This window comes from Falsirhodobacter sp. 1013, from assembly GCF_051195255.1.
GTDB lineage: Bacteria > Pseudomonadota > Alphaproteobacteria > Rhodobacterales > Rhodobacteraceae > Falsirhodobacter.
This window is the reverse complement of the sequence record NZ_JBNJLK010000026.1, coordinates 1-26209: the sequence shown is the minus strand read 5'-3', so window position 1 is coordinate 26209 and position 26209 is coordinate 1. Positions and strand designations below refer to the sequence as shown.

Annotated in this window: 34 protein-coding genes and 1 pseudogene; 17 read left to right on the top strand and 18 right to left on the bottom strand. The window is 62.1% G+C overall.

Annotated elements, in window-relative coordinates; all coding sequences use genetic code 11:
• Window positions 1-195 precede the first annotated feature (195 nt).
• Window positions 196-753, top strand: coding sequence for a DUF2726 domain-containing protein (locus tag ACSHZY_RS18245; protein WP_435171582.1), 558 nt, complete (start codon window positions 196-198; stop codon window positions 751-753).
• 110 nt (window positions 754-863) lie between these two features.
• On the opposite strand, the gene ACSHZY_RS18240 is transcribed toward ACSHZY_RS18245, so the two are convergent.
• The 3 genes from ACSHZY_RS18240 to ACSHZY_RS18230 all read right to left on the bottom strand — a co-directional run bounded on the left by ACSHZY_RS18240 (window position 864) and on the right by ACSHZY_RS18230 (window position 3436).
• Window positions 864-1070 (bottom strand): hypothetical protein, encoded by a 207-nt coding sequence (locus ACSHZY_RS18240; RefSeq protein WP_435171580.1) that lies wholly within the window; start codon window positions 1068-1070, stop codon window positions 864-866.
• Between the two features lie 119 nt (window positions 1071-1189).
• On the bottom strand, window positions 1190-1537 hold the full coding sequence (locus ACSHZY_RS18235) for a hypothetical protein (protein ID WP_435171579.1): 348 nt from the start codon (window positions 1535-1537) through the stop codon (window positions 1190-1192).
• A gap of 57 nt (window positions 1538-1594) precedes the next feature.
• A complete protein-coding gene (locus tag ACSHZY_RS18230) occupies window positions 1595-3436 on the bottom strand; it encodes a ParB/RepB/Spo0J family partition protein (protein WP_435171577.1) in 1842 nt (613 codons plus the stop codon).
• 906 nt (window positions 3437-4342) lie between these two features.
• On the opposite strand from ACSHZY_RS18230, the gene ACSHZY_RS18225 reads away from it, so the two are divergent.
• On the top strand, window positions 4343-4531 hold the full coding sequence (locus tag ACSHZY_RS18225; RefSeq protein WP_435171575.1) for a hypothetical protein: 189 nt from the start codon (window positions 4343-4345) through the stop codon (window positions 4529-4531).
• Between the two features lie 29 nt (window positions 4532-4560).
• On the opposite strand, the gene ACSHZY_RS18220 is transcribed toward ACSHZY_RS18225, so the two are convergent.
• The 6 genes and pseudogenes from ACSHZY_RS18220 to ACSHZY_RS18195 all read right to left on the bottom strand — a co-directional run bounded on the left by ACSHZY_RS18220 (window position 4561) and on the right by ACSHZY_RS18195 (window position 7548).
• On the bottom strand, window positions 4561-4725 hold the full coding sequence (locus ACSHZY_RS18220) for a hypothetical protein (protein WP_435171573.1): 165 nt from the start codon (window positions 4723-4725) through the stop codon (window positions 4561-4563).
• Window positions 4726-4822: 97 nt separating this feature from the next.
• A pseudogene (locus ACSHZY_RS18215) lies at window positions 4823-4915 on the bottom strand (DUF3606 domain-containing protein); the annotation flags it as partial.
• A 227-nt stretch (window positions 4916-5142) separates the two neighbouring features.
• Window positions 5143-5463: an H-NS family nucleoid-associated regulatory protein gene (locus ACSHZY_RS18210; protein ID WP_435171571.1), complete on the bottom strand. Its 321-nt coding sequence runs from the start codon at window positions 5461-5463 to the stop codon at window positions 5143-5145.
• A 93-nt stretch (window positions 5464-5556) separates the two neighbouring features.
• Window positions 5557-5859, bottom strand: coding sequence for a hypothetical protein (locus ACSHZY_RS18205; RefSeq protein ID WP_435171569.1), 303 nt, complete (start codon window positions 5857-5859; stop codon window positions 5557-5559).
• Complete coding sequence (locus tag ACSHZY_RS18200; RefSeq protein WP_435171568.1) at window positions 5856-6422, bottom strand: hypothetical protein; 567 nt, start codon at window positions 6420-6422, stop codon at window positions 5856-5858. Before ACSHZY_RS18200 ends, ACSHZY_RS18205 begins: the two co-directional genes overlap by 4 nt.
• A 226-nt stretch (window positions 6423-6648) precedes the next feature.
• Window positions 6649-7548, bottom strand: a complete 900-nt coding sequence (locus ACSHZY_RS18195) for a LysR family transcriptional regulator (RefSeq protein ID WP_435171567.1) — start codon at window positions 7546-7548, stop codon at window positions 6649-6651.
• A 105-nt stretch (window positions 7549-7653) separates the two neighbouring features.
• Here ACSHZY_RS18195 and ACSHZY_RS18190 point away from each other — a divergent pair, with 105 nt between their 5' ends.
• Together ACSHZY_RS18190 and ACSHZY_RS18185 are read left to right on the top strand one after the other, a co-directional pair.
• Window positions 7654-8418 carry an alpha/beta fold hydrolase gene (locus tag ACSHZY_RS18190; RefSeq protein WP_435171565.1) on the top strand — a complete coding sequence of 255 codons (765 nt, stop codon included), beginning with the start codon at window positions 7654-7656 and terminating at the stop codon, window positions 8416-8418.
• Window positions 8419-8441: 23 nt separating this feature from the next.
• Window positions 8442-9173 carry an SDR family NAD(P)-dependent oxidoreductase gene (locus ACSHZY_RS18185; RefSeq protein WP_435171563.1) on the top strand — a complete coding sequence of 244 codons (732 nt, stop codon included), beginning with the start codon at window positions 8442-8444 and terminating at the stop codon, window positions 9171-9173.
• A gap of 325 nt (window positions 9174-9498) precedes the next feature.
• Here the strand turns inward: ACSHZY_RS18185 and ACSHZY_RS18180 are convergent, their stop codons facing one another.
• A complete protein-coding gene (locus ACSHZY_RS18180) occupies window positions 9499-10068 on the bottom strand; it encodes a recombinase family protein (protein ID WP_435171561.1) in 570 nt (189 codons plus the stop codon).
• 154 nt (window positions 10069-10222) lie between these two features.
• Here ACSHZY_RS18180 and ACSHZY_RS18175 point away from each other — a divergent pair, with 154 nt between their 5' ends.
• The gene (locus ACSHZY_RS18175) at window positions 10223-10399 is read left to right on the top strand and encodes a DUF4158 domain-containing protein (protein WP_435171560.1); all 177 of its coding nucleotides are present in this window, start codon (window positions 10223-10225) and stop codon (window positions 10397-10399) included.
• On the opposite strand, the gene ACSHZY_RS18170 is transcribed toward ACSHZY_RS18175, so the two are convergent.
• Window positions 10375-10737, bottom strand: a complete 363-nt coding sequence (locus tag ACSHZY_RS18170; RefSeq protein WP_435171558.1) for a TMEM175 family protein — start codon at window positions 10735-10737, stop codon at window positions 10375-10377. The two genes, ACSHZY_RS18175 and ACSHZY_RS18170, sit on opposite strands and share 25 nt — an antisense overlap.
• A gap of 92 nt (window positions 10738-10829) precedes the next feature.
• Window positions 10830-11999 (bottom strand): zinc-dependent alcohol dehydrogenase, encoded by a 1170-nt coding sequence (locus tag ACSHZY_RS18165; protein WP_435171557.1) that lies wholly within the window; start codon window positions 11997-11999, stop codon window positions 10830-10832.
• Window positions 12000-12164: 165 nt separating this feature from the next.
• Here ACSHZY_RS18165 and ACSHZY_RS18160 point away from each other — a divergent pair, with 165 nt between their 5' ends.
• From ACSHZY_RS18160 to ACSHZY_RS18135, 6 genes are all read left to right on the top strand, one after another.
• Window positions 12165-13274, top strand: coding sequence for an L-dopachrome tautomerase-related protein (locus ACSHZY_RS18160; RefSeq protein WP_435171556.1), 1110 nt, complete (start codon window positions 12165-12167; stop codon window positions 13272-13274).
• 162 nt (window positions 13275-13436) lie between these two features.
• Entirely contained in the window at window positions 13437-13745 is a 309-nt protein-coding gene (locus ACSHZY_RS18155) for a GlcG/HbpS family heme-binding protein (RefSeq protein ID WP_435171554.1), read from the top strand.
• Window positions 13746-13785: 40 nt separating this feature from the next.
• Window positions 13786-14094, top strand: a complete 309-nt coding sequence (locus ACSHZY_RS18150) for a putative quinol monooxygenase (protein ID WP_019200130.1) — start codon at window positions 13786-13788, stop codon at window positions 14092-14094.
• Between the two features lie 351 nt (window positions 14095-14445).
• Window positions 14446-15261 (top strand): aldo/keto reductase, encoded by an 816-nt coding sequence (locus ACSHZY_RS18145; RefSeq protein ID WP_435171552.1) that lies wholly within the window; start codon window positions 14446-14448, stop codon window positions 15259-15261.
• Between the two features lie 220 nt (window positions 15262-15481).
• Window positions 15482-15742, top strand: coding sequence for a DksA/TraR family C4-type zinc finger protein (locus tag ACSHZY_RS18140; RefSeq protein ID WP_435171550.1), 261 nt, complete (start codon window positions 15482-15484; stop codon window positions 15740-15742).
• Between the two features lie 714 nt (window positions 15743-16456).
• On the top strand, window positions 16457-17182 hold the full coding sequence (locus ACSHZY_RS18135; protein ID WP_435171548.1) for a Crp/Fnr family transcriptional regulator: 726 nt from the start codon (window positions 16457-16459) through the stop codon (window positions 17180-17182).
• Here ACSHZY_RS18135 and ACSHZY_RS18130 read toward each other — a convergent pair.
• The 3 genes from ACSHZY_RS18130 to ACSHZY_RS18120 all read right to left on the bottom strand — a co-directional run bounded on the left by ACSHZY_RS18130 (window position 17167) and on the right by ACSHZY_RS18120 (window position 19287).
• A complete protein-coding gene (locus tag ACSHZY_RS18130) occupies window positions 17167-17808 on the bottom strand; it encodes a sensor histidine kinase (protein ID WP_435171546.1) in 642 nt (213 codons plus the stop codon). The two genes, ACSHZY_RS18135 and ACSHZY_RS18130, sit on opposite strands and share 16 nt — an antisense overlap.
• A gap of 467 nt (window positions 17809-18275) precedes the next feature.
• Window positions 18276-19118 carry an N-acyl homoserine lactonase family protein gene (locus ACSHZY_RS18125; protein ID WP_435171544.1) on the bottom strand — a complete coding sequence of 281 codons (843 nt, stop codon included), beginning with the start codon at window positions 19116-19118 and terminating at the stop codon, window positions 18276-18278.
• A gap of 7 nt (window positions 19119-19125) precedes the next feature.
• Complete coding sequence (locus ACSHZY_RS18120; RefSeq protein WP_435171543.1) at window positions 19126-19287, bottom strand: hypothetical protein; 162 nt, start codon at window positions 19285-19287, stop codon at window positions 19126-19128.
• A gap of 110 nt (window positions 19288-19397) precedes the next feature.
• Here ACSHZY_RS18120 and ACSHZY_RS18115 point away from each other — a divergent pair, with 110 nt between their 5' ends.
• Window positions 19398-20000 (top strand): TetR/AcrR family transcriptional regulator, encoded by a 603-nt coding sequence (locus ACSHZY_RS18115; protein ID WP_435171541.1) that lies wholly within the window; start codon window positions 19398-19400, stop codon window positions 19998-20000.
• Window positions 20001-20104: 104 nt separating this feature from the next.
• Here the strand turns inward: ACSHZY_RS18115 and ACSHZY_RS18110 are convergent, their stop codons facing one another.
• Complete coding sequence (locus ACSHZY_RS18110) at window positions 20105-20497, bottom strand: response regulator (RefSeq protein WP_435171540.1); 393 nt, start codon at window positions 20495-20497, stop codon at window positions 20105-20107.
• Window positions 20498-20577: 80 nt separating this feature from the next.
• A complete protein-coding gene (locus ACSHZY_RS18105) occupies window positions 20578-21657 on the bottom strand; it encodes a sensor histidine kinase (protein WP_435171538.1) in 1080 nt (359 codons plus the stop codon).
• 177 nt (window positions 21658-21834) lie between these two features.
• Here ACSHZY_RS18105 and ACSHZY_RS18100 point away from each other — a divergent pair, with 177 nt between their 5' ends.
• A complete protein-coding gene (locus tag ACSHZY_RS18100) occupies window positions 21835-22218 on the top strand; it encodes a YsnF/AvaK domain-containing protein (protein ID WP_435171536.1) in 384 nt (127 codons plus the stop codon).
• A gap of 40 nt (window positions 22219-22258) precedes the next feature.
• Complete coding sequence (locus ACSHZY_RS18095; RefSeq protein ID WP_435171534.1) at window positions 22259-23104, top strand: YsnF/AvaK domain-containing protein; 846 nt, start codon at window positions 22259-22261, stop codon at window positions 23102-23104.
• Window positions 23105-23456: 352 nt separating this feature from the next.
• On the opposite strand, the gene ACSHZY_RS18090 is transcribed toward ACSHZY_RS18095, so the two are convergent.
• Window positions 23457-23933: a YidB family protein gene (locus ACSHZY_RS18090; RefSeq protein ID WP_435171533.1), complete on the bottom strand. Its 477-nt coding sequence runs from the start codon at window positions 23931-23933 to the stop codon at window positions 23457-23459.
• 248 nt (window positions 23934-24181) lie between these two features.
• Between ACSHZY_RS18090 and ACSHZY_RS18085 the strand changes: the two genes are divergently transcribed.
• From ACSHZY_RS18085 to ACSHZY_RS18075, 3 genes are all read left to right on the top strand, one after another.
• The gene (locus tag ACSHZY_RS18085; protein WP_435171531.1) at window positions 24182-24514 is read left to right on the top strand and encodes a hypothetical protein; all 333 of its coding nucleotides are present in this window, start codon (window positions 24182-24184) and stop codon (window positions 24512-24514) included.
• A gap of 11 nt (window positions 24515-24525) precedes the next feature.
• On the top strand, window positions 24526-25074 hold the full coding sequence (locus ACSHZY_RS18080; protein WP_435171529.1) for a hypothetical protein: 549 nt from the start codon (window positions 24526-24528) through the stop codon (window positions 25072-25074).
• 374 nt (window positions 25075-25448) lie between these two features.
• Window positions 25449-26209, top strand: a 761-nt coding sequence (locus ACSHZY_RS18075) for an IS30 family transposase (protein WP_435171527.1), incomplete at its 3' end; no start/stop codon positions are given.

Below are 26209 nucleotides of genomic sequence, written 5' to 3'. Positions count from 1 at the left end.
TCCTGGCGCGAAGGGAGAAGGGGCGAGCGAGGTTCGGGGCGGAGGCCGGAACGGCCGGAGCCTGGAGCGCGGTCACTCGGGCAGGCAGGGCCAGGGCGACAGCCCTAGACCGAACGGCACGAGGGAGGCGCCATGAACGCAGGGTTGAGCCGCAACGGTCGGTAATTATAGAACCGCGCTGAACTCAACCTTGCCTTGACCAACGGGATTCAACCTATGGATGCGACATCTTACAATCTGACCATGATCGTCTTGGCAGTCGTCGCGCTTCTGGGCATCGCTTTCCTGATGCAAAAGGGGCCTATATTCGCGCCGCCTTTCGAGCGCAGGGCATTGATGAACAAGACCGAGGAACGGTTGTTCAAGATGCTGCGCGGAGAACTGCCTTCCGGCTGGACCGTCATGTGCCAAGTTTCCTACGGATCATTTCTGAAGAACCGCGACTATCGCCGGTATATGTCGGTGAACTCGAAGCGGGCCGATTTCGTGGTCCTCGATCCAGGTTTGGCGGTGGCGGCGGTGGTGGAATACCAAGGCAGCGGACATTACGGCAACACCCGCCAAAGCCGCATCCGCGCGGAAGAAAGCGACAAGATCAAGAGACGCGCTTGTTCGCAGGCTGCAATACCGTTCTTCGAGTTTCCGGCGAAGTTCGACCGCGCACACGTCATATCGTTGGTGAAAGCCGTCGATGGGTCTGACAGTGAGTCAAAAGCAGGATCGGGTCCGACGCTAGGCGAGGCAAGGCGGTAGGACTTTCGTCCGCTGCACTTCGACACGACCATGACATGCCGCGCAGCGACCCCCGCGCGGGTAGCACCGGATCAGGAGGGCGGCGGGCCATCGGCTCGTCGCCCTCCTGGTCAACTTGACCGGACGGGCAATTCCTTTGCGAAAGCTTCAAGGGCGATGACCGTGGCATCGTAGGTACCCTTGGCCTTCGGATAGTTGGCCTGCATCCCGCGATAGAACTCCAGCCAGCCGGGAAACTCCTCGATGGGATAGGTGCTGGTCAGGAACTGGCCCTGCATCGTGAAGGTGCGCGCCGTATGATCGTAGATAACTTTCATGGGGGATGCTTTGGCGCGGGACGTGCGATCCCGCAACGAAAAAAGCCGCCCCCGAAGGGGCGGCAGGTCAATTCCTCACCACAAGGAATAGGGTCTGGTCCGAGGACCGAATTGCCGGATCAGGATAGGTCATCCTGCGGGAACGTGAAAGCGGCAAGCCAGCTTGGCCCGTGCGTGTTGCGAAGCCGGTGCAGGAGCGCGGGCGCGGTGGCGCATTGCCATTCGATGCCCAGATAGTCTTTCCAGTCCTTGCCATACTGGGTGGCGTAGGCGTGGAGCGCGTCGATCTGCTCGGCGGAAATATCCGACAGGTAATCGGCTTGACCGGCAGGGCGCAGCCGCGTCGGGCCGCTTCCCTTCAACAAGGCGGAGGTCGCCTTATCTTCGGCATCCTTGAACGTCAGGGGTTCGTCATGCAGGTCCGTCCAGGCGGTGCTGTTCCAGTAGGTCGCGATATAGTGCTGCATCTGTTTCGTCCCGAAATGTAAGCGGGTGAGGGGCGGGCCGTCCGCCCCTCGGTGGTGTCAGGCGCAGTCCGGCACCCATTCCGCGATCTTGGCGGCTTGGGCATCGGTCACGGGCCATTCGCTGCCTTTCGGATCGGCAAAGATGGCCTCCATCGCCTCGGCTTTCGCCCCCTTCTTCAAGCTGCGGAAGGATTTGAAAGCGGGGCTGTCCTCGTCTTGTTCCAGCAGGTCTTTGAACAGGTCGTCCAGCGTCCCGCCCGAGACGCGCCCGAAGAAGTTGGCGGCGGTCGGGGTCCAGACGGCGCGGATGGACGCGCCCGACTCGTCTTCAAGCCGCTCGAAAAGCGGGGTGGCGTCGTATCCACCGCATCCGTAGTTCAGGGTGCGGGCAACGGCTTCGGTCAGGGCGGCGTTGCGGTGCTTCTGGCCCTTGGCGCGGAAGGCGGCAAAGGCACCGCCAAGGTCGATGTTGCGCGAGGTCGCCCGCTGGTTCAGGCGCGGGTCCAGTTTCAGCCCTTCCTCCTGCGTCGGGACGATGGACGGCGTTCCGGTGCGAATGTCCAAGATGCTGTGATAAAGGCCCGCCTCTGGCGACAAGGCGAAGGCCAGAAGGTCCAGAACAAGGTTCGGCTTCGACAGAAGCGCGGTCTGCGCGGCGTTCAGGCGGACGGCCTTCATGTCCTCGATCAGCTTGGCGCTGTAAGGGCCTTTCTCTGCGGGGGCCGTATCGGCGCTGCCCGAACGGTCGGCGGCGATGATCCCCGCGTCTGCGGCCTCGGCGGCATCCGCGCGACGGACATAACCGAGTTTCGTGCAAGCCTTGCCGTTGCTGTCCACGTAGACCCATGCTCCCCCTTGGGCCTTCTGCTCGGCGGTGAAGTAGGGGGCCTGTTTGTCGTCCAGTTCCTCCATGCGGGCCTTGCCCTCGTCGTCCAGCACGTCGCCGTCCGCCAGTTCGGCCAACTCGTCCCATTCCTCGGCCTCGGCCTCGGTCAGCGGCTCCGACATGGGGGACAGGCGGATCAGCTTGTCCGTCACGGAGTAGGAAATATAAGACTCTTCGGCCTCGATCTGCACCCACTTCCACCCTGCGGCGGTCAGGTCTGCGGCCTCGGCTGCCAGCTTCTCGTCAAACAAGCGCAGCAGCAGGGCTGGATCGGTCAGGAACACTTTGTCCGAAAACAGGTCGCGGGTCAGGCTTCCCCCTGCGGCTTCGTAGGCGTCCAATCCCACAAACAGGGCGCGGCGGTCGCTGGCTTGCAGGCTGTTGGGGGTCAGCAGGGACTTGATCTGGTGTTCGCTGTAGTAGGGGTGCGCCTTCACGCGATCCAGCACGGTCAGGGTCAGCGCCTCGTCGTTCGACACGGTGAAGGCGGCGGCGGTGGCAAGGCTGATCTGCCCTGCGGCCAGCGCGTCCATCACGGGGGCAGGCAGGTCGGCCAGTTTCAGGCGACGGTAAACGTGGGCCTCGGTCACGCCGAACGCCTTGGCGATGCTCGGGGCCAGTGCGCCCGCGTCCCGCATCCGGCCATAGGCGCGGATTTCATCGGCGGGGGCGAGGGCTTCGCGGGCGGAGTTTTCCGCGTTCGCCCATGCCTGTGCAGTCAGCGCAGTGGAGGCGAGACGAACCGGCACCAGTGCCAGCGCGGGGTTCTGCTCGGCGGCAATGGCGAGGGCGCGAAGGCGACGGCCACCCGCAACAATCCCGATGCGGCCCGCGTCGTCGCGAAGGCCCGCAAGGTTCTGCACCAGCCCGCAGGTCAGAATGCTTTGGGCCAGGAGCGCGATCCCCTCGGGGTCGGCTTCTTGGCGCGGGTTCAGGTCGGACAGGTAGAGGTCGGCCAGCGGCACATACTCGATGACGGCGGCGGCGGTGTCGGTGTTAGGCTTCATGTTCATGGGTTTTCTCTCGTGGTGACTTGATCGGCGTTGCGATCTTGGGTTAGGGTTCGGGTGTGCCGCCCCCGAAAGGGGACGACACGGCAGGGTCAGATGACCCCGTGCTGGTTCAGGAAGCGGCGTCCGATTCCAAAAAGATCGCCCTTCCTGACAAGCTCTCTCGCTTCCGCGATGCGCTGTGTCAGAACTTCAACTGCCATTCTCTCACCCCCTTTCCGGTTCGCGTTGCGTGATCTTCCGGCTCGGGTAGCGCCCCCTTCTAAAATTGGGGCTGGCCGTGAAGGTGAGACGCGGCTTGCCCGCGCCTCTCCTTCGCGGACTGCCTCCCGGCGAGGGCCGGAGGGGGACCCGGCAACTTGAAAATCCAACGGAGCGGCGGAGGGACCCCGTCTGCACGGAGCCGAGGCACGAGGCGGAGGAAGATGGGGAGGGGCCGACGCGCAGTGCCGCATTTTCGGGTTGACGGGGGAACCAGCGGTTCCCGAAACGGACACGCCTATGGGGCGTGGCCCAAGGGGGCAGGGGCGTTCGGCCAAAGCCGAATCCCCCTGCATGGATCGAGCCGCGCCTTTCGCGCGGATCTCCTTCGATCTTCAAGGCCCGCAGCTATCTAGGCACGGCACCCGTGCGCCAGGTCGCGCGAGCTGGACGCGTATTCAGGGCGCGAAGGAAGAAGGGGCGAGCGAGGTTCGGGGCGCAGGCCGGAACGGCCGGAGCCTGGAGCGCGGTCACTCGGGCCGAGAGGTCCAGGGCGCAAGCCCTAGACCCAACGGCACGAGGGATGCGCCATGAACAAAAGAGTTGAATACGATGCCCCAACCCTTGATCGGTGAAACAAGAGATTTGCCGAACGGACCCTTTGAAGGCTAGCTTCTGTCCATTCGCCTCTTTCCACGAGAGAAGTCTATGACTGACCTTGCAGCCGAAACCACGTCTCTCAAGCAAACTATCTGGGGGATCGAAGCCGAACTCGACTATCAAGTGTCATTGGCGGGGGCAAAGGATGACGATGCCAGAATCCAGACCCTGACGGATAGGCTGCGGAAAGCCCATGCCGATCTGAAAGAAATCGAGCGCAAGGTGCCGAAGCCCTAGACCACACGGGATGAGGGAGGTGTTCTGACCTATGCCTCTCGCACGAAAACCCCGGCTGTCGTCATGGCTCTGATGAAGGCGGTGCGGACCAGCTCGGCATCACCTTGCCCCTCGGCAAGGGCGATGCAGGATTTGGCTGCGGCCAAATAATCAGGGTCGGCTTGGTCGCAATGCTCGATCAGGGCTTTGCCCATGCCGTCTACGTTTGTAACGGCGCGATACCGGCTGACCGTCTCCTGATATGTAATGGGCCGGATCGGGCGGGATCTTCCTACTCGGCCCGTCATCGACTCAATTCTTGTCCAGCTTGCGCTCGACCTTTTCGCGGCTGTTGCCCTCGGACTTCACGGCTTCGCGCACCTCGTCCTTGGACACGTCCATCTTGTCAGCCTCGTATCAGACTTCGTGATCCTGTCCGTCCGCGAGTTACGGACATGATTTAGGCGCACGAATGAGGAACATTCATTCCCTGACACCCTGTGATCCCCCCCCGCCCGTCAAGGTCCGACTTCAGGTCGTCCGATCGCAATAACCATGTGGCAGGTCGTAAGGCACCCGTTTACGGGATCAGCGCGCCCTGTCCTGGCCGAAACCAGGACAGGGCGCGGCGTTCAGATGGCAAGATCGTCTGGTGTCTTGCCGGCTTCGATCGCTTCGATAAACCAGCGCGGTTTGCGGCCACGGCCGCTCCACGTCTCATCCGGATTGTGCGGATTGGCGAACTTTGGGGCCGCCGCTTGACCACGGGTTTTCGTCGCGCCTGCGGCGTCCAACAACTCAGAAAGGGAGAAGCCTTGTTCTTTGGCCGTGGCTTCCAACGCTTCAAGGGCGGCTTTCTTCCGGCGCGTCTCGAAGGACTCGATGGCTTTTTCCACCTGCTTCCTCAGCGCCTTCAGCTCGGACAGGTCCATCGAATCCAGTTGGTCCATCATGCACTTTCCTCTGCTGCATCTGTGCGGGAAAGTGCCCGCTCTTTGTCGATACTGAAGTTTTGACGGCTCTTCCACAAAGTCCTTTCTGCCATTTTAGCGAAAGGCCATATCGTCCTCGTCATAGCGCATTCTGGCTTCCGGCCCAAAGTATTGAACCCAGCGGTTCAAGACTTCTCGGGTTTCCGTCTGGGCGCGGCCGATCTCGGATTGCAGGCAATTCATGTAGCCCTCCGCCTCCTCGATATAGGTCTGATACTGGTCGCGCACGATCTCGCGCAATTCCAGATCATCGGTCGGAGGCTCGTAAGGGTAGGGCTGTTCCGGTGGAAGGCACCTTTGCGCGACCGCGCAGGGTGCCGACAAGACAAGGGCCATGATGGCGAGGCGGATATTCACGGGCGGAAGGTCACCCGGGTGCCAGTGCCATGGGAAGTGCTGGTTCGATAGCGTTGCACGCCATTGGTGTATTCGGCCTCGGTGCCGGGTTCGACCGTGATCTGAACCCGCATGTTCTTGTATTCGGGGGTCGAAACGCCGGTGTAATAATACGTTTCATCGCTGTTGGTGCCGTAGCCCAGGCGGAGGCGTTCGTCGTAGCAGAACACCTTGATGACCTCGCGGCTGTCGCCGTCGTAGCCCCGGCTGAAATGCTTGCTCTTGCCCTCGGGACATATCCAGGCCTCGGAGCTGGTGCGGTTGGCAAAGCTGTAGTCGATCTCGTAGTTCTTGTATTCCGCGCCATCCGACATGAGGCAGGTGCCGATAGGGGATTTCCCGTCGCGCAGCCGGTCGATCATGTGGTCATGGGCATCGCCACAGGAGGAGGGGAAGCCACCCGCCAGGCACAGGATCAGCTTGCAGTCGATGTCATAAGCCTCCGCCTCATTTGGCGAAACGAAGGTGGCAATCGCGGCCATGGCCGAGAAGAGGGCGGCGCTGATGCTGCGGGTAAGGCGCATGTCGGTTCCTCATGATGTGATGAGGAGAGACTAGAGGATAAAACCAGCCGTGCCAAAGCATTAGGCTCAAGACTCATATCCTGACGTCAACGCCATAGATCAGATCATCATGGCTGACCTCCCGACCCTGAAGGGGGACGACCATCGTTCGGGGGAGTCTGCTCGGGGATGAAGCCGACATTCGTCGGCACCAATGCACGGATAAGCGCGATAGACGATTTCCCCCTCATCGCAGCTTTCTGGACCGTAGGTAATCGACCAGCGCCGCAAGCGCGGCGGATTTCTGATGCCTGCCGGGGTAGTAGAGATGATACCCCGACCAGAGCGGGCAGAACTCTTCGAGGCATGTCCGAAGACGGCCCCTCGCCAGATGCTCCGAGACGTATGGCTCGAACAGGTAGATCAACCCTTGCCCCGCCAGCGCGGCTTCGATCAGCACATGGGCATCGTCGGCGATCAGCGGACCTTTGACAGCCATCTCGATACGACGTTCGCCTTGCCTGAACGACCATCGGAACAGGTCGCTGTGGCTCGCATGGCGATAGTTCAGGCAGGCGTGGTCGGCGAGATCTTCCAGACGCTTTGGCACACCGCGCCGGGCAAAGTAGTCTGGCGAGCCGATGACCACCGCGCGCAGGTCGGGGCCGAGGGGCACGGCCGACATGTCCTGCTCCAGATGCGCACCCATCCGGATGCCGGCATCGAACCCGGCTTCGACGATGTCGGTAAGCCGGTCGCTGATGCGCAGATCCACGATCACGTTTGGATACTGCTCCATGAATCCCGTCAGCGCGGGAATCATGATTGCCCGTGCCGGGTATTCGATTGACGTCAGACGTAAGGTGCCGACCACGCCGCCGCGCGCCTCTCGGAGCTCGGTCAACCCCTCCTCGATCAGCCGAAGCGCCGGGTTCAACGAGTTCAGAAGGCGCTGTCCGGCCTCGGTCGGACGCACGTTGCGCGTCGTCCGCGCCAGCAGGGGCAGGCCTATGCGTTGTTCCAGTGCGGCGATCGCCTGACTGATCCCCGACTGCGCGCGCCCGAGCCGCAGGGCGGCGCGGGTGAAGCTGCCCTCCTCGGCCACCACCTGAAACAAGAGCAGGTCGGGGAGATCGCGACGATTCATTCATAAACCTCAGTGATAGGTGCTATAATTTCAATCAGTATAGTGATCGGCAGATGCTATGGCTATCTCTGATCCCCGATATCGATCAGCAACAGAGACACCCTAATGACCAATTTTCGCACTCTATTCCTGTCCGGGGGCGTAGCACTCGGCACCATGATGGCGCTGCCGGGCGTGGCCGCCGCTGACGTTCAGAACATCGTTCTGGTTCATGGCGGAAACGTCGATGGCAGCACCTGGCGAGAGGTCTACGATCGCCTGATCGCACAAGACTTCAACGTCACGATCTCTCAAATGCCGATGACATCTGTCGAGGATGACATCGCGGCGGTCCAGCGAAACCTGGACGTTCAGGACGGCCCGGTGCTGCTTGTCAGTCATTCCTATGGCGGCGTGATCATCACCGAAGCCGGTGGCGACCCAGACGTGAAGGGCCTCGTCTATGTCGCATCGTTTCAGCCGGACACCGGGGAAAGCGCCAACATGTTGCTGGCCTCGGAGCCGACGGAATTCATGGCCGACAAGCTCAGGATCTTTGACGATGGTCATTTCCTGGTGGGTGAAGAGGCCTTTGTCTCGCTGAACGGCAACGGCCTCTCTGAGGAAAGCGCGCGCTTCCTCGCAAGGTCCCAGCCGATGACCAACTCGGCGAATCTCGCGCACGAGGTGGATGCTGCGGCCTGGAGCGGCAAACCGAGCTGGGCCGTCATCGCCACCGAGGACCGGGTCATCGCGACAGGTCTGCAGCGCCGCATGGCCAGACGCGCGGGTTCGACTGTCGTCGAGATCGAGAATGGCCACATGCTGCCGATGACGAGCCCCGACGAGGTGGCCGAAGTGATCGCGCAGGCCGCTCGGGCCGTGAAATGATGCCCCAGTATGAGGACATGATCATGGCACGCATGACGGGCAAGATCGCGCTGGTCGTTGGCGGCGCGAAAGGGATCGGTCGGGCGATCGCCGAGCGGCTGGCCGCCGAAGGCGCAACGGTCTATCTGACCGGACGGCAATCTGCGGATGTCGAACACGCCGCGAAGACTATCGGCCATGGCGCGCGCGGCCTTGTCGCAGACGCGAGCAACGCCGAGGATCTGGCGCAGGTGGTGCAGACGATCCGGCAAGAGCACGAGCACCTCGACGCGCTGGTCCTCAACGCCGGCCTATCGGAGCCGGCGTCACTGGGCCAAATGACCCCCGAACATTTCGACCGTCTGTTCTCGGTCAACGTGAAGGGACTGGTCTTCGGGTTTCAGGCAGCGGTCCCTTTCATGCGTGAAGGGGGATCCGTCGTTCTGATGGGCTCGGTCGCCGGGAGCGCGGGCATTGCCGACTATGCGACCTACGGTGCGACAAAGGCGGCTGTTCGGGCTTACGCCCGCACCTGGACGGCCGAGCTGGTCTCGCGGGGCATCCGCGTCAACGTTCTGGCACCTGCCTCGACGGATACCGAGATGATGGCGGCGGTTCCCGACGACGTTCGTGCAGCCATCGTTGCCACTATCCCAATGGGGCGCATGGCGCGCCCAAGCGAAGTTGCCTCTGCCGCGCTTTTCCTTCTCAGCGATGAGGCGAGCTTCATCGCAGGCGTGGAATTGTTCGTCGACGGCGGAATGCAACAGGTCTGAAAGGTGGTGTTCCGGCCTAAGCTGGCTGTGTTTGCCTAACACGGACGTCAGCCGTACCGCGGCTGGCGTCAAAGTCAGCTTCGAGCTCTGAGCAACACCGCGCTTGTCACCGGCCGGTGCGGCGGCTCGTGGGACATTGCGGACGTTCCGTGCCTAGTTGCCCGTCAGGATAATGCTGATGCCGCCGCTGGTTTCCACCACGACGGCATTGATCCTGTCCAAGGAGGCAACCCCTTGCGGCCTCTTTCGCCAATCTAGGGACACCCTTGGGATCACTGCACGAAAGTGACATTTACGTACGCCAGAGGCGAACGAAGGCAGAACGTCAGGCTTTTGCTTTTGCCGCCGCGCCTTCGAGCGCCTTGTAGAGGGCGGTTTTCCCGACCTTGAGGCGGGTGGCGGCTTCACGGACGGTCAGTCCGGATGCGATATGGTCGCGCGCCTTCCGCAGTTTGTCCGGCGTGATGACCGGACGTCTGCCGCCAACGCTTCCCCTCTCGCGCGCCGCCTTCAGCCCGGCGTTGGTGCGTTCGCGGATCAGGTCGCGCTCGAACTGGGCGAGAGAGCCGAAGATGTTAAACACCAGCATCCCGCCGGAAGTAGTGGTGTCAATCTGCTCGGTGAGCGAACGGAAGCCCACGCCGCGCGCGTCGAGTTCGCCAACCTTCTCGATGAGGTGGCTCATTGAGCGGCCAAGCCGGTCGAGCTTCCAGACAATAAGCGTATCGCCATCGCGCAAATAGGCGAGCGCTTCGGCCAGACCCGGTCGATCGGTCTTTGCGCCCGATGCGTGGTCGTCGAAGATACGCTCGCATCCGACCGCGTTCAGCGCGTCATGCTGGAGCGCCAGCTTCTGATCCCCGGTCGAGACCCGCGCATAGCCAATTAGCGCCACGGCCGGTCTCGATCTGTCCGTTTTCCCATCGATTTACATTCTTGTCCGAATCGCCATCTCAGGTCCAGAGTTAACGGACATATTCATGCTGACCGCCAGACGACCGTCTGACGGACAGGGGCGGGAAAGGTCGTAACGCATGGCAAGGCGGCGGTTGCTGACACGCGAGGCGCTCGTGCAGCATTATGATCCCCCGAGCGACGAGCGCGAAATCGGCCGGCACTTTACCCTCAGCCGCGAAGATCTCGATCTTGTCGGTGAACGACGGGGAGCGTCGAGCCGGCTCGGCTTCGCGATGCTGCTGCTCTACTCTCCCGCGCTGCCCAAGTGAAAAGCCCAAAGCCGTGACGGATACGGCAACGCCATGATGCCGAACAGGAAGCCCAGGTTGATCAGACTGAAAACATGATCGCTCTTGGCGTAGAGACTGCCGCTGTAATAATGCTGTAGCCAGTAGATGCCGATGCCGAGGAAGCTGACGATCAGCGCCAGGTGATCCCGCCACTGTTCGGCGACCGCCCGCGCGACGTCCGCAGCGGCGGGCGGCCCGTCCGGACTGCCGGGCGGCACGATTTCGACGAACAGCAACGTCAGCGCGATCGCGAAGACCGCGTCGGTGAATCCTGCGAAGCGCTTCAGCCCGTGCTCAGCACCATGCGTGGAAGCCATCAGCCCGTCCCTGCCTAACCAGCATGCTCCGGCATAGGAGACGTAGGTTTCATCGACGACGACAATCCAGATCGCATTGAGCCTGCTGCGTCTCAGGGCCGCAGAACCACCTTGATGACGCCGTTCTCCTTGTCGCGGAACTGCTTGTACAGTTCGGGAGCATCCTCGAGGCTGGCGGGGTGGGTGACGACGAAGCTCGGGTCGATCTCGCCGGCGATGATCTTGTCGAGCAGCGGCTTGGTATAGGCCTGGACGTGGGTCTGCCCCATCTTGAGGGTCAGGCCCTTGTTCATGGCCGCCCCGATCGGGAGCTTGTCACCCATGCCGACATAGACGCCGGGGATCGAGATCGTGCCGCCCTTGCGGACGCTGAAGATCGCCTGGCGAAGGACGTGGACGCGGTCGGTAGCGAGGAAGACGGTCGCTTTGGCCTTGTCGAGCATCGCGTCGGCGGAGCCGTGAGCGGATGCCTCGCAGCCGACACAGTCGATCGCGCTGTCGGGGCCGCGATTGTCGGTGCGCGCCATCAGCTCGTCATAAACGTCGACATCGGCGAAGTTGATCGTCTCGGCGCCGCCGGCCTCGGCCATGGCGAGCCGCTCGGGCACCTCGTCGATCGCGATTACACGGCCCGCTCCCATCATGATCGCCGATCGGATCGCGAACTGGCCGACGGGGCCGCAGCCCCATACCGCCACCGTGTCGCCGGGCTTTATCTGGGCGTTCTCGGCCGCCATGTAGCCGGTCGGGAAGATGTCGGACAGGAACAAAGCCTGCTCGTCCGTGATATTGTCCGGGACCTTGATCGGCCCGACATCGGCCATCGGTACGCGCAGATATTCGGCCTGGCCGCCGCAATAGCCGCCGAGCATGTGGCTGAAGCCGAACAGGCCGGCGGGCGAATGGCCCATCGCCTTGATCGCCATCTCGGCATTGGGGTTGGTGGTGTCGCAGCAGGAGAACAGCCCTTGCTTGCAGAACCAGCACGAGCCGCAGCTGATCGTGAACGGGACGACGACGCGGTCGCCTTTTTGCAGGTTTGTGATTTCTGAACCGACCTCGACCACCTCGCCCATATTCTCGTGGCCCATGATGTCGCCGGCCTCCATCGTCGGCTGGTAGCCGTCGAACAAATGGAGGTCGGAGCCGCAGATAGCGCAGGCGGTGATCTTGATGATCACGTCGCGCGGATGCTTGATCTCGGGATCGGGGACGGTGTCCACCCGAACGTCGCCTTTTCCGTGCCAGCAAAGCGCGCGCATTTCGGATCTCCCTCGGGTGAATGTCAGGTGAACCAACCGTCTGACAAACCGTTCCTGTCGTCAAGCCACCATTTAATTTGTCGGATAGAATGGTCCGGAACCGGCTGCTCACCCGGTTAGTTAACCCTATCGAATCGAGCCTCAACGACCTGAAAGGACAGTCTGATGGACACGAAGCAAAAGGCGCTCGTTGGCGCTGCCGTCGCCGGCACCGCGGCCGCCGGAGCCTTGTTCGCGTTTAAGTCGGCGGGCACGGATTCGAAGCTCACCAAGGTGGCGGATTTCGACCACCAGGTGACCGGGATAAGCGTCACCGCGGATGGCCGGATCTTCGTCAGTTTCCCGCGCTGGACCGACGACGCGGCAATCTCGGTCGCCGAGCTGCTGCCGAACGGAAAGCTCAAGGCCTATCCGGACGAAAAATGGAATTCGTGGCGCAACGCCAAGGCGAACGAGATGCCGGTCGGCGCGTTTTTCGTCTGCGTGCAATCGATCGTGGCGGATGGTCGGGGCGCCTTGTGGGTGCTCGATCCCGCCGCGCCCGGCAATGAGAAAATCCTTCCCGGCGGCCCCAAGCTGGTTCGTGTCGACCTCGCCACCGACCAGGTCACCAAGACGATCCTGTTCGACGAGACGGTGGCCCTGCAGGGCACTTACCTCAACGACATCCGCTTCAGCGCTGACGGCAAGACCGGCTATATCACCGATTCCGGCACGCGCGGCGCGATCATCGTCGTCGACCTTGATACCGGCGACGCCTTTCGCGCGCTCGACGGCCATAAGTCGACGCAGGTCGAGAAGGACGTGATCGTCGAGATCGACGGCAAGCCCCTGCGCCGGCCCGACGGCCGCCAGCCGACCTTCTCGTCGGACAGCCTCGCGATCTCCAACGATGGAGCGACGCTTTACTGGCAGGCGCTGACCGGCCGCACGCTCTATTCGATCGAAACATCGAAACTGGGCAAGGGCACTCCGACCCCCGACGTCGAAGCGGCCGTGAAGACCGTCGGCACGACCAACGTCGCGGACGGACTCTGGATTGGCAGCGACGACACGCTCTACGTCACCTCGCCAACCGACAATTCGGTGAAATGTTGGACGGGCGATGCGCTGGAGCCGGTGGTGACCGACAAGAGGCTGCGCTGGCCCGATACGCTGTCGGAGGGCCCCGACGGGACCATCTACGTGACTGCCTCGCATATTCAGGATACGAACTGGTACAAGCCGGGCGCGCCCGCTTCGCTGCCAACCGCGCTTTTTTCCTTTCGTCGGTGACGCGATGCCGTCGAATACTATGGTCGAAGACGCTCAATTATGCCCGCATGCAGTGGCCTATGATCGTCCCCAGACGCAGCTGTGGCGCACCGAAGAGACGGCGGCGCGGCGACCGTAAAACGCCGGTCGACAAATCCAAGTGATCAACCTAAGCAGGATGCCATGACCATCAAGCAAGAATCCGTATCGCTCGAAGACGCTCAGCGCGTGATCGCCGCCGGTCAGGCCAAGGCGGGCGAGATCGGGTCGCCGAGCAACGTGGCCGTGGTCGACGCGGGCGGCAACCTCGTCTCCCACATCCGCATGGACCACGCGTGGGTGGGCAGCGTCGACATCTCGATCAACAAGGCCTTCACGGCGCGCGCCTTCGACATCGCCACCAAGGACTTGGCCGAGAACGCTCAGCCCGGCAAGCAGTTCTACGGCATCCAGAGCTCCAACCAGGGCCGGGTGATGATCTTCGCGTTCTGATCATCGCGACAACCCGAACCAAGCAAAGAAGAGATTCAATATGGCAACGCAGGTCAGCAAAGCGCTTCTGGTACGCCTCGAAGCACTACCCGGCAGGGAGGACGATGTCCGCGGCTTCTTGAACCAGGGGCTGTCGATCGTCGAAGGGGAGCCCAAGACCGTCAGGTGGTTCGGAATCCAGTTCGGGCCCTCGTCGTTCGGGATCTTCGACGCCTTTCCCGACGAAGACGGGCGCCAGGCGCACCTGTCGGGTGAGGTCGCGAAAGCGCTCGGTGAGAACACGGGCGTGCTCTTCGAGAAGCCCACGATCGAGCAGCTCGACGTCGTCGCGGAGAAGCAGCCCGCGTAGAGCAGGTGGCGCCCGCGGGGCGGTGCGGATCAGCCCAGGGGCTGCACGAAGCGCAAGTTTGAGTGGGAAGGCACGGTCCGCGTCGCCGGTCGGACGAGGGCGTGCCGCGGGTCAGACGGTTAGTTGGTTGAAGCGTTCGGGGTAGACGAAGCGAATTTCGAAGCGACAACTTGTCGTAGGAGATGGAGAGATGGTGAATGAGACTCTCATCGGCCTGAAGGTTGCGATCCTAGTGACGGACGGATTCGAGCAGGTGTCGCCGCAGGCGGTGACCGCGTGACACCCGCCGCCGCGCAGCAGGGGCCGTCTTCGCCGGGACCGGAGACTATGGAGCGGCGCCCATTCGGCCCCGTGCCGCGCGAAGTCCCGGTGATCGGCCAGGGCACTTGGTACATCGACGACGCGCACCGGCCCACCGCGGTCGCCGCGCTGCGCCGCGGCCTCGATCTCGGCATGACCCACATCGACACCGCCGAGATGTACGGCGACGCCGAGATCGTGGTCGGCGAGGCGATCGCCGGGCGGCGCGACGAGGTCTTTCTCGTCTCCAAGGTTTTGCCGACCAACGCCTCTCGTGCCGGGACCGTGGCGGCCTGCGAGCGCTCGCTTGCGCGCCTGCGCACCGACCGGCTCGACTGCTACCTCCTGCACTGGCCCGGCTTGCACCCGCTCGAGGAGACCTTCGCCGGTTTCGAGCGGCTCCGCGAGCAGGGCAAGATCCTTTCCTGGGGCTTGAGCAACTTCGACGTGCCCGACCTCGATGCCGCGTGGAAGGCGGGCGGCGAAGGCCGGATCGCGTGCAACCAGGTGCTCTACCACCTGGGCGAGCGCGCGATCGAGCACGCCGTGCTGCCCTGGTGCGAGGAGCACGGCGTCGCCGTCGTCGCCTACAGCCCGTTCGGCCATGGCGACTTTCCCGGCCCACGCACGCCGGGCGGACGAGTGTTGGAGGAGATCGCGGCGAGCCACGGCGCGACCGCGCGCCAGGTGGTGCTCCGCTTCCTGGTACGGCGACCGTCGCTGCTCGCCATCCCCAAGGCGACCAGCGCCGAGCACGCCGCCGACAATGCGGCCGCCGGCGCACTGCGGCTGACGGACGCCGAGCTCGCCCGGATCGACGCGGCGTTTCCGCTCGGCCCCCGGCCGCGCCGGCTCCCCATGCTGTAGCCCGTGATGCCTTCTTGGCTGGAGCAGGCGCTCGGCCTGCACGTCGTCCCGGTGGCCAGCAGCCCGATCGAGCCGGCCTCCGGACAATCGCCTAAGTAGTCTGACGCTGAGCGGTCGTCCGCGCAACGTGAACGGCTATCCAGAAGCGGACATCCGATAGCGCATTCGCGATGGCACCGACGTCGCCTGCATCCCATATTACGCAGATAAGGAGAGGCAGATGGCCGGCGGTTGGACGCGCGATGGCGCGGTTCAGGATCAGATCGACGATACGGTGGCGGACGCGGTGCTGGCCGCCCGGGCAAGCATGCCCAGCGGAGCGAGTGAGCCATATTGTGCAATCTGCGGCGACGACATCCCCGAGGGTCGCCGCCGCGCCATACCCGGGGTGCGCACCTGCGTGACCTGCCAGGGCAGCCGCGACCGGCCGCTAGCCGCAGCGTTCAATCGGCGGGGCAGCAAGGACAGTCAGTTGCGGTGATCACAACCGACTCCACGCTGCCCCTTGTCTGACCAGACCCGAATTCGGACACAGTGCGGCGCCAGGCCTGAGGTTGCGCCTTGCACCTGCAATCCGCCAAAAGCGACATATACGCGACCAGTGTCGCAGCACGGCTTAGTGGCTCCGCCAAGGGAGCCGCTAAGCTATTTAGGCTTTTAAAGAATCTGGCGTGCCCGGATAATTTCGAACAATCTCTTGATCGTAAAAATTCCCGGGGAGAGGCGTGCATTCGCTTCTAGGAACCGACAACTTGGGCCTGAACGCCCGATTTCGGCTTGCTTGGTAGCCGACCAGAAAGTGTGAACGAGCGGCAGTTATGCTCTAAAGCGGCCGGTCCGGTTTCCACCCATCCTTGCCGTTCGCCGTTCGTCCGCGCCTATCGTACGTAAATGTCACTTTCGTGCAGTGACCCCCCCTTGGCGGAAGCTGGACATCCGGAAACGGCTGGTTTGCTTCGGTTTTGGTTTTGGTTTCGTGATCGTTGCGAGCAAATGGGTGCGATGTGGGAAAACCGGAGCTTGCAAAAGGAAACCTTGCGACAACGCCGCTCTGCTTCCGATAACGTACGGTTCCGCACACTCGTTAGACACAAACCTGCTTTTGTGATAGCGGGCACAAACTGATCGACCGGAATGGGCGCGATCAGCTGAGAGACTTCGACAGGTGCTCTTGCCCTCTTGGACAAGAGCACTCATGCAGAAGCGGATACCATCCCACCCGGGCGTTAATATTCTTATCGACCACCTTTCGGTAGCCGATCGCGCGCTGATCGAGCCGCATCTCGAACTTGTCGATCTTGGAAAGGGTTTCGTCCTCGAGTCTGCGGATGCGGCCCCGGCCTACGCGTATTTTCCGGTCACCGGCGTCGCGTCCGTCGTGACCTATTCCGATGGCAACAGACAGATAGAAGCCGGGCTCTTCGGCTACGAAGGCATGTCCGGCATCGGGGCGATCACGACGGGGACCTGTTCGCCGAGCAACATCTTCATGCAGATCCTTGGCATGGGTCTCCGGATTGAAACCAATCGGCTTTCCGACCTTCAGCAAGCCAGCTGGACGCTGCACACGCATTTTCTGCGCTACATCCACAGCATCATCGTTCAACTGGCCCAAACCGCCCTGTCCAATGGCCACGCCAAGGTTCCCGAGCGTCTGGCCCGTTGGATCCTCATGTGCCACGATCGCACCGATGGCAACAGGGTGGTGCTGACCCACGAGTTCCTGGCGTTGATGCTGGGTGTCCGGCGTGCCGGAGTGACCGAGGGAACACATATCCTCGAGGGGAAGAGGCTCATACGCGCCGAACGGGGGCAAATCATCATCCTCGACCGTGTAGGGCTCGAGGCAGAAGCGGATGGCTCCTACGGCATTTCGGAAGCCGAATACATTCGCCTCATACCACCTCAGACAGGTGCGTGACTGCGCGCTGGAAGATCGATGCGAAACCCTGCGCCCTTTCCACAGGAGGGCGTGAGCGAAGCCTTCAGCTTCCCCAGGGAGTGCTGGATGATGTGCATTCCGATTCCGTTGCTTTCGGCAAGAGAAAAATCCCCTGGCAGTCCCACACCATCATCACGATAGAACACGCGGGTCTCCTCGTTCAGCCTTTGCACCAGCACCTTGGCGGAAACGGGGGCCAGACCGATCGGATTGTGCTTGCGGGTGTTGGTCACCAGTTCGCCGATGACAAGTGCCATCTCTTCCGCATCCGACAGCGGCATGAGGACCCCGCTGCCGAACAGCTCGATCGGAACGTTGAGCGTGTTCGCGAGATCCTCGCAGATCGGCTGGAGATACACGATGAAATCTACAGGCTCGGAACCGGACGTCTGCGACATCGCGCGGTGAAGGCGTGCGGCCGACGCAAGCCTGTTCGAGACATTGGCCAGACAATCGCGGCCCGCGTCAGAGGCGGGAAGGAGTGCGAGTTCCAGTCTTACCATGGACGACAACATCTGGAGAGTATTGCATATCCTATGATTGGCCTCTCTCAGACGATGCTCCGCATCTGCATGACCGCCAATCGGTCCGTCAGTCGTTTGCAATCCGGCCCCCTCCTACGATTGCTGCATCGCAGGACGCAGATCCAATATCAGGCGGTACCTGCCAACTATACAAATACAGACAGCTAACCAGAAACAGGCACCCATTCTTAAAATAAACTGATGAAACCTTCCGGACAACAGAAGGTACTATTTCGTACAATTTAGAGATCAGGTTTCGATAGAATTGGCTGGCGCTGATAGTGATAAAACCATTTTGATTTTGCCGGTTTGTGAGATCGAAGCCGATGGTGAATATTGCGAGGTTACGACGTGGAATTTGAAGTTTGCGTCTTCGCCGCAGACGCGCAAAAGGGGCCGCAGCGGGGCAGAAGAGCCAACTGCGGCGGCTGGACCCTGCTCCATGCCAAACTCTGATTGTCGCCTCTCATCTGAGGTGACTACAACATGGACCGCGGACGTCAGCTTCGGGCTCTGGACGACGATCATGGGACAAAGCCGCCATTAGCTCAGGTGGCATAAACCTGTTCCGCCGCCAACCTTGCAGCAGCGTGAAAGTCATGCGCGGGCAGGATGATGGTCGGGTGACTGGCAGCATATTTGCGTATAAGCGCTTGGCTGCGTTTGGAGACATCAGGGTCGTATGTCACCCCATCCACGAGATCGGCTCGCAAGTTTTTCTCGTCATAGGTGGCATCACCGGTGATGAAATAGGACACTTCCGTATCCCGCACGATGACCGACATGTGTCCCTTCGCATGTCCAGGCGTAGGCACCATGACGATCCTCCCGTCGGTGGTGACCGGATAGGACGTCTCAAACGGTCCCACGGATGAGGCGAGCGGTTCGATCAGTTCAGGCTTCAGCCAGCTTGGCCAGCGCTGAGGAAGATTGCCTTGGACCATCCCGGCCAGTGAGCGTGCAACTTTCCAGTTCTGGCGCGGGACGATGAAGCGGGCATGTGGGAAATTGTGGATGCCACCGGCATGATCATGATGCATGTGCGTCATCAGAACTGCAGTTATGTCCCTCGCCGAGTCAATTCCGAGATCACGCAGTCGTTCTCCGACCTCCTCGTGAGGGGCAACCTTCACGAGGACCTCGCGCGTGTAGAATGGATTCCAACGCGGAAGGTAGCCGGGCACCGAGTTCCTCCACGTGTCCCCGGTATCCACCATGAAACGGCCTTCCGGATGCTCGATCAGATAACACAGGATCGGCAACGGGTCGGTCCAGGTCGTGTCTTTCAACATGTCGATCTTGCGTTGGACCGCCGACCGGCCCTCCCGACCGGCCGCCTGTGCCGATTTTATCGTCACAGTTCCGGTCTGGATCGCCGTCACTTTTATCATTTGAACGTCACATGGAGAGGAGAAGGTTGATCACTGAATACACCACGACGACCGCAGCGCCTGCCATGATGATTTGGAGCGTCGCCGCACCCATGTTGTAGCCAAACAAGTAGTCACGAAGAGTGAACCACGGCTCACCTTCCTTTTTCTCTTTAGGTGTTGGAAACATCGCTGGCCCTTACCTGCACGGGTGATCTGTCAGATATTAAATGCGAGCACCGGCTCGTATTTACCACTCGCATAGGGTTGCACCAACGATGTTCAATTTAAGCCGCCATCATGCTTAGAAAAATCCCGCAGCAGGCACGGTCGAAGCAGCTGGTGGAGGACGTGATCGAAGCGGCCGCTCGCATTCTGGAGACGAGCGGAGCGGAGGCTTTGACCACGAACATGATCACCGAAGTTGCCGGAGTCAGTCCTGGCAGCGTGTATCAATACTTCTCGGACAAGCCGTCGATCATCCGCGCCCTGATCGAGCGTGAAGCGAACGAGTTCATGGAGGTCAGCGAAAACGCTTTGAGGGGCCTGACTGGCGTGGAAGCCATGATTGCCTTTGCCAAGGCACTGACCTTGCACCGCCTGCAGCGACCCAAGTTGACCCTTCAACTGATCCTCATGGACCCGACGCTCACCACCAGCCCTGAAAGTGCGGAGATCAACACGAGGATTCATGATCTTCTGATGGATGTCGTCAGACAGGCGAGCATCCTCACTGACGAGGATGCATCGGTCGCGGTCATGGACATGATGGGGATCATGCGGGGCATGATGCTGAGCGACTTCATGAGCCACTGCAAACACGGGGGGCTACCGGACCGGATTGCTGATGCCGTTACCGGCTACTGGAGGTTGAGAGTGCAGGCCGCAGCAAAAAGCGAGTGACAGCTTTGGGCTCTGAGCTACATTGACCTCAACGCAAATGTTATAATATCACATAAGGCGGATTATAGTGGGATCGATTTTATCCGATCAAACACAACCTTACTCTAGTCTCCTAATACTTCCGGAGGCCTTCGGCGGCTCAAATAGCGCTCCACGGCGTGCAGGACCTTCTCCGCAAGCACCGGCTTGTCGAGAAATCCGATCGGGTCCGCCGCCGCCGCCCTCCGGATCGTCGCGTCCGTCAGGCTGCCGCTCACGAAGATCGACGGGATGTCATAGCGATTACGCAACTCGATCGCCGTATCAATTCCGTTGCTGCCCTGCGCAAGCTCCACGTCCATGGTTGCAAGGTCGATCGAATGAGCCTCGGCAAGGGCGATAGCCGCAGCTTTGGTCGCCGCCACCCCCACCACCACATAGCCCGCGTCTTCCAGTGCGATCACAAGGTCCATGGCGATGAGGGCGGCGTCTTCAACGACGAGTATCGTGTTCGGCATCGTGGGGAATGTCTTTCAGGCACTATCTCGGAGCATTCCTAAGCAACCGGAGAGAGGATGTGAGGTTCCAGTATTTGACGTCAGGTCGTCGTCGCGACGTTGCGCTGGCAGGTCAGGTGGCAGACGACCCCCTCCTCGGGATACTCGACCGTCACCTCGCCACCGAACTCGGCCGCCAGAAGCTGCTTCACAAGAAAGCTGCCGAAGCCGCGGCGTTGCGGCGGGGCGACGGGCGGTCCCCCCTGCTCTTTCCAGCGGAACATGAAGGTGGCATTGGGTCGTGGCTCGCTCAGCGACCAATCGATCGAGACCTGTCCGGTCCCGGTCGACAACGCACCGTACTTTGCAGAGTTCGTGGCCAGCTCGAACAGGGCCAGCGTCAGTGCGAAGGTCTCCTCGTCGGTCAGGGCCACATCAGGCCCCGACAGCGCGATGCGATCGGCTTTGCCGTCAATGCGCTCCCGCATGCGTTCCACCACATCCGCCACCATGGCCTCGCCGCTGTTGCGCAGGGACAGGACATCCTGCGCATGCCCCATGTCGGTGATCCGGTGCACCAGCTTGTCGCGGTACTCCTCGACGGAGGAGGCTTGGCGCGCGATCTGACGGATGATGGCCGTCACGAGGGCGTAGGAATTCTTGGCCCGGTGGACGAGCTCGCGGTTGCTGATGGCCGCCCTGCGTTCGAAGCGCACCCGGTCCGTCGTCTCGATCACCGTGTCCATAATCCCGCGGACGACGCCGTTCTCGTCCACGACGGGGCTGTAGGAGAAGGTGAAGAAAGCCTCGGCCAATCCGTTCGCATCTCGCCGGACCCGCATCGGGAAATCCTTGACGAAGGTCGCCTCGCCCGCCATCGCCTTTGCCGCGATGGGGCCGACGGTGTCCCACGCCTCCTGCCAGATGAGCGAGAACGGCATCCCGAGGCAGTCGCCCTTGTCACCCAGGGTCGGCACGAAAGCGTCGTTGTAGATCGCGATATGTTCCGGCCCCCAGCAGAGGCATTTCGCGAAGCCGGAGCGAAGGGTCAGGCTGACCGTGATCTTGAGAACGGGTGGCCATGTCTCGATCGGGCCGAGGGAGGTGGAGGCCCAGTCGTGTTCCGCGACGCGCCGGGCCATCGGAATGCTGAGATCGAGGAACGCCAATGGGTCCGACATGTACGAAACTCACCTGTGAGAACATATGGGAGGCTGCATGTTCCGGTTTCGTATCCCCTATCTCGCAAGATGACGCAATATCACGGCAGCCAGCCTGAGCTATTACACGATCCATGCGTTTTCGGTGGAACGCAGGTCAGGTCTGCCCCGTTGCACCACCTCACAGGGGATGACGCGATGGCCGAAGAAGAGACGGACTTCCTTCCTCTGATGGAGGAGCGGGCCACGGTGTCAGCCGAACGGCGGATCACAGGTCGGGTGCGGGTCAGCACCCACACCGAGGCTGTCGAAGCGATGCTTCCGGTCGATCTCTCGGAGGTCAGCGTGGACGTCACGCGCATTCCGATGGACCGTGCGCTGGACGAGATGCCCGGTGTCGTCACGGACGGCGATCTCACCATCATCCCCGTGGTGGAGGAACGCGTGGTCGTCACGCGACAGCTCTTTCTGCGGGAAGAGATCCACATCCGCCGGACCGAGCGTCGGGAGACCACCGATATTCCCGTCACCACCCGGAAGCAGACAGCGACCGTCGAACGTCTGCCCCCGGAGGAAACCTGACCTCCCTTCCCCCATATCACGACAGCAAAAGGATTGCCCCATGACCTACAACAGTGACATCGACCTGACCGGCAACACGACGATCTCCTCCCTGTTCGACAGCCGCAACGACGCCGAGCAGGCTGTGGAACGTCTGCGTGAGGTGGGCATCGCCTCGTCGCAGATCCGTGTGGAAGGCGGGTCCGAGACCGCGGGCGTGGCCGGAGACACCGACGCCAACAAGGGCTTCTGGGACAAGCTCGGAGATTACTTCTTCCCGGACGAGGATCGCTACTCCTACGCCGAAGGCCTGTCGCGCGGCGGATACCTTGTCACCGTCACGGGTCTGACGACGGCCGAATATGACGCGGCCCTGACCATCCTGGAAGACGAGGGCACTGTGAACATGGACGAGCGCGAGGAAAGCTGGCGCTCCGAGGGTTGGGGCGGTTATGCCTCCAGCTCCTACGCGACGGCCGGCACCGCGCCTGTTGCTGCCACTCCTGCGGCCGACCGTCTCACCGATGATGCGACGATCCCCGTGGTGGAAGAGCGCCTGCACGTCGGCAAGCGCGACACCAGCCGCGGTCATGTCCGCGTCCGTGCCTATACGGTCGAAGAACCGGTGAGTGAGAGCGTCGATCTGCGTGAGGAACGCGTGGAACTGGAACGTCGCCCCGTCGACCGTGCGGCGATCGTGGACGAGGACTTCCGGGACCGCACGATCGAGGCGGAAGAGCATCGCGAAGAGGCCGTGGTCGCCAAGGACGCCCGGGTGGTGGAGGAGATCGGCCTGCGCAAGACCAGCGACAGCCACCGCGAAACGATCTCCGACACCGTGCGCCACACCGAAGTCGAGATCGAGGATGATCGCGACGAGCGCGGACTTCCCAAGAAGACCCTTTGATCTGCTCGCAAGCAACAACCCGAGGGCCGGTTCATCCGGCCCTTTTTCACGATCTGCATCCGACAGGAACGGTTCGAGGACAGTCATGCGGAAAAGCATGATCTGTCGAGTTACTGGCCCACGCGAAGCGACGGTCAGGACGGGCCGACCGATCCCACCCTGAAGACCACCTTTTACCGGGGATCGCGGTTCGCGATCACCCTGGATCTTCATCGTGACGTGGATTTATCTGGCAGCCGTCGCGGTCGGGCTGTTCCAAGCAGGATGATACCATTCCGACATGCCATGCGGAGTCGCGGGACCCCCTTGTCGGGCCGGGGGCATCCTTGGTCCTCCGGCCCTGGTGGAAGCGTCACCAGTGACGTGTCTCCTGCTCGTCGGGAAGGCGACCCTTGGGTGTCAGCTGATCGACCACATCGGGAAGGATGGCCGAAAGCTGAGACAGCAGGTCGTCGCGTTGAAGGCCCGTCTGCTGGGAAAGACGATCGATGGTCGGCCTGCCGAAGGCTGTCTCGACCTCCCGCGGCCCGATGGAGTGGTTCTGGCCGGACGAGACCCAGGATCGCGCCGCGTCGCCATGTCCGGCTTGCGTGAACATGTCGATCAGGCCACCTAGGCCACCACTCGGCGCTGCGCCTTGGCCTGGTCCACCGAGGCTTCCTCCACTGCCCGTCAAACCGCCCAGCAATCCTCCAAGGCCCCCGCCCTGCCCGCCCCGGTTGGCCAGCAAGGCCAGGAGGATCGGGATGAGCGGCGAACTGTTGTTGGATTGGTTTCCCAACCCGCGGGCGTTCAACACTCCGCCCAGCACCTGATCAAGCAATCCCATAATGTCACCTCTCGAATATCAAAATTCTGCTCCACTCCCTCGGTCAGAGAGAGCTTCTTGATTGGAGTGAACCCGGGGCTTGCCTCGCGTGTTCCGGCAAACCGCATCATCGACGTCGAAACCACAAGTCTCCCTGTCCTTCGGGCCCTAGGCTCACGAGACGGAACATTCACGGTCGCGTGATTGCTCTGGCCTTAGCGACATGTAGCCGAGGCTCGCCGGGAGCCCGCGTGTCGAGGGACAACAACATGACCTACAATCCGATACCAGAAGGAACGGCTGCACATGCCGGAACGCCCACGACCATGTGGGGCCATATGAAGAACGTCTCCTGGGGAGCCATCTTTGCAGGGGTGGCCATCGCCCTCGTGGTGCATGTGCTGCTGACCATGCTTGGCATCGGCATCGGAGCGGCGACACTCGATCCCGGCACGGGGGACAATCCTGAAGCGACGACGTTCTCGGTGGTGTCCGCGATCTGGTACGCGGTATCGGGCATCGTCGCGGCTTTCGCCGGCGGCCTTGTCGCCGCCCGTCTGTCGGGACGCACGGACGCCAATGTGGCGGTCTGCACGGTCTGACGGCTTGGGCCGTGACCACGCTTCTCATGCTCTACCTTCTGACGTCTTCCGTGGGGGCTGTGGTCGGCGGAGCCTTCAGTGGCGTGTCGAGCGCGATCGGCGGCGTGAGCCAGACAGTGGCGCAGGCCGCAGGTCCCGCTCTTGATGATGCCAACCCTCTGGATGCTCTGGACCGGCAGATCGAGGCCACCGGGACTGACCCCGAAGCTCTTCGTCAGCGCGCGCTGAACGCAATGCGTGGTCTTGCGACGAGCGATGAAGCCGGACGTGAGACGGCCCGGCAGGAAGCGGCACAGGCGCTTGCCGACATGCGCTCGATCCCATTGCCCGAGGCCCAGCAGCAGGTTGCGCAGATCGAGCAGCAATATCGCGAGACCGTCGATCAGGCACGCGAGACCGCTGTTGCGGCCGCCGAAACCACGGCGAACGCCGTATCCATCGGCGCTCTTGCCGCCTTTGTCGCTCTTGTCGTCGCTGCCATCGCCGCCTGGCTGGGTGGGCGTCAGGGTGTCTCCCGCCCCGTCACCGTCGTCACGACAGCTGCGACGCGCCGTCACTGAACCAGTCGAAACCCCGGCAGTCTCTACCGGCCACACGCCGGCCGGTAGGGCATCGAATACAGCCTGGGTCGGAAACACGGCAATCCTGAGGGCGAGAACAAACCATGCATCGACAACTTGGGCGGGTCATCTTCGCCACATTTGTTGTGGGCGCGGCCATTCTGGCCCTGTTCCTGCTCAATGACGGCCGAGGAACGGACGTCGAGACGCTGGCCCCCGTAGTCAAGGCGCCTGACGTTCAGGTTGAAACCTCTCCATAGTCGACAGTCGAGATCCTCATAAGGCGGATTAGTAACTATACGTATGTAAGCGGGGCAGTTTCTATTCTGGAATGCCCCACCGCATAGTTTCCTGATGCATATCAGGAGTCTGCCATGAGACGCGCTTTCACGAACCTGACGCTTGATGAACGGCGCACGATTGCCAGGCTGCTGCAGGCAAAGACGCCGCGAACGCGGATCGCCGACATCCTCGGCCGGGATCGCTCGACGATCCGGCGCGAGATCAAGCGCAACTGGTGGCACGACGCCGAAGTCCCGCAGGCGGACGGCTACTGGCATGTGAGTGCACAGGCGCTGGCAGACGCCCGGCGCACACGTCGACGTAAACTCGAGCGACTCCCCGAGCTTCGAGACGCTGTCGTTGATCGCCTGCGCGAAGGCTGGAGCCCTGAGCAGATCGCCGGGCGGCTCCGGGTCGAGCTTGGTGCGTCACACAAGCTCTGCCATGAGACGATCTACCAGTATGTTTATTCCGCCTCTGGTCGGGCCACCGAACTGGCACGGCTCCTTCCGGAACGCAGGCGAAAGCGCAAGCCGCGCTACGCCCGCAAGCCGCGCAATCAGGTTTTTCCTGATGAGATCAGCATCCACATGCGGCCCGTGGAGGTGAACGACCGCAGCCAGTTCGGCAACTGGGAGGGAGATCTGATGATCTTTGAACGGGCTCAGGGAGACGCCAATGTCGCGACGCTGGTCGAGCGCAAGACCCGATACACGGTCCTGATGCGCAATGCGGGCCGCAAATCCCGACCCATCATGGACCGGCTGATCCGGGAGATGTCGCCCCTGCCCGCCGAGGCGCGCCGGTCGATCACCTTCGACCGGGGGCTGGAGTTCGTGTCCTGGCGGGAGCT

Coding starts and splice junctions, on each gene's coding strand:
- ACSHZY_RS18240 (WP_435171580.1), bottom strand. CDS start 1,070: ATGAAAGTTATCTACGATCATACGGCGCGCACCTTCACGATGCAGGGC.
- ACSHZY_RS18155 (WP_435171554.1), top strand. CDS start 13,437: ATGACCATCAAGCAAGAATCCGTATCGCTCGAAGACGCTCAGCGCGTG.
- ACSHZY_RS18185 (WP_435171563.1), top strand. CDS start 8,442: ATGGCACGCATGACGGGCAAGATCGCGCTGGTCGTTGGCGGCGCGAAA.
- ACSHZY_RS18085 (WP_435171531.1), top strand. CDS start 24,182: ATGACCTACAATCCGATACCAGAAGGAACGGCTGCACATGCCGGAACG.
- ACSHZY_RS18200 (WP_435171568.1), bottom strand. CDS start 6,422: ATGCGCCTTACCCGCAGCATCAGCGCCGCCCTCTTCTCGGCCATGGCC.
- ACSHZY_RS18235 (WP_435171579.1), bottom strand. CDS start 1,537: ATGCAGCACTATATCGCGACCTACTGGAACAGCACCGCCTGGACGGAC.
- ACSHZY_RS18190 (WP_435171565.1), top strand. CDS start 7,654: ATGACCAATTTTCGCACTCTATTCCTGTCCGGGGGCGTAGCACTCGGC.
- ACSHZY_RS18105 (WP_435171538.1), bottom strand. CDS start 21,657: ATGTCGGACCCATTGGCGTTCCTCGATCTCAGCATTCCGATGGCCCGG.
- ACSHZY_RS18220 (WP_435171573.1), bottom strand. CDS start 4,725: ATGGGCAAAGCCCTGATCGAGCATTGCGACCAAGCCGACCCTGATTAT.
- ACSHZY_RS18160 (WP_435171556.1), top strand. CDS start 12,165: ATGGACACGAAGCAAAAGGCGCTCGTTGGCGCTGCCGTCGCCGGCACC.
- ACSHZY_RS18090 (WP_435171533.1), bottom strand. CDS start 23,933: ATGGGATTGCTTGATCAGGTGCTGGGCGGAGTGTTGAACGCCCGCGGG.
- ACSHZY_RS18100 (WP_435171536.1), top strand. CDS start 21,835: ATGGCCGAAGAAGAGACGGACTTCCTTCCTCTGATGGAGGAGCGGGCC.
- ACSHZY_RS18135 (WP_435171548.1), top strand. CDS start 16,457: ATGCAGAAGCGGATACCATCCCACCCGGGCGTTAATATTCTTATCGAC.
- ACSHZY_RS18170 (WP_435171558.1), bottom strand. CDS start 10,737: ATGGCTTCCACGCATGGTGCTGAGCACGGGCTGAAGCGCTTCGCAGGA.
- ACSHZY_RS18230 (WP_435171577.1), bottom strand. CDS start 3,436: ATGAACATGAAGCCTAACACCGACACCGCCGCCGCCGTCATCGAGTAT.
- ACSHZY_RS18225 (WP_435171575.1), top strand. CDS start 4,343: ATGACTGACCTTGCAGCCGAAACCACGTCTCTCAAGCAAACTATCTGG.
- ACSHZY_RS18140 (WP_435171550.1), top strand. CDS start 15,482: ATGGCCGGCGGTTGGACGCGCGATGGCGCGGTTCAGGATCAGATCGAC.
- ACSHZY_RS18120 (WP_435171543.1), bottom strand. CDS start 19,287: ATGTTTCCAACACCTAAAGAGAAAAAGGAAGGTGAGCCGTGGTTCACT.
- ACSHZY_RS18095 (WP_435171534.1), top strand. CDS start 22,259: ATGACCTACAACAGTGACATCGACCTGACCGGCAACACGACGATCTCC.
- ACSHZY_RS18150 (WP_019200130.1), top strand. CDS start 13,786: ATGGCAACGCAGGTCAGCAAAGCGCTTCTGGTACGCCTCGAAGCACTA.
- ACSHZY_RS18125 (WP_435171544.1), bottom strand. CDS start 19,118: ATGATAAAAGTGACGGCGATCCAGACCGGAACTGTGACGATAAAATCG.
- ACSHZY_RS18110 (WP_435171540.1), bottom strand. CDS start 20,497: ATGCCGAACACGATACTCGTCGTTGAAGACGCCGCCCTCATCGCCATG.
- ACSHZY_RS18165 (WP_435171557.1), bottom strand. CDS start 11,999: ATGCGCGCGCTTTGCTGGCACGGAAAAGGCGACGTTCGGGTGGACACC.
- ACSHZY_RS18210 (WP_435171571.1), bottom strand. CDS start 5,463: ATGATGGACCAACTGGATTCGATGGACCTGTCCGAGCTGAAGGCGCTG.
- ACSHZY_RS18195 (WP_435171567.1), bottom strand. CDS start 7,548: ATGAATCGTCGCGATCTCCCCGACCTGCTCTTGTTTCAGGTGGTGGCC.
- ACSHZY_RS18115 (WP_435171541.1), top strand. CDS start 19,398: ATGCTTAGAAAAATCCCGCAGCAGGCACGGTCGAAGCAGCTGGTGGAG.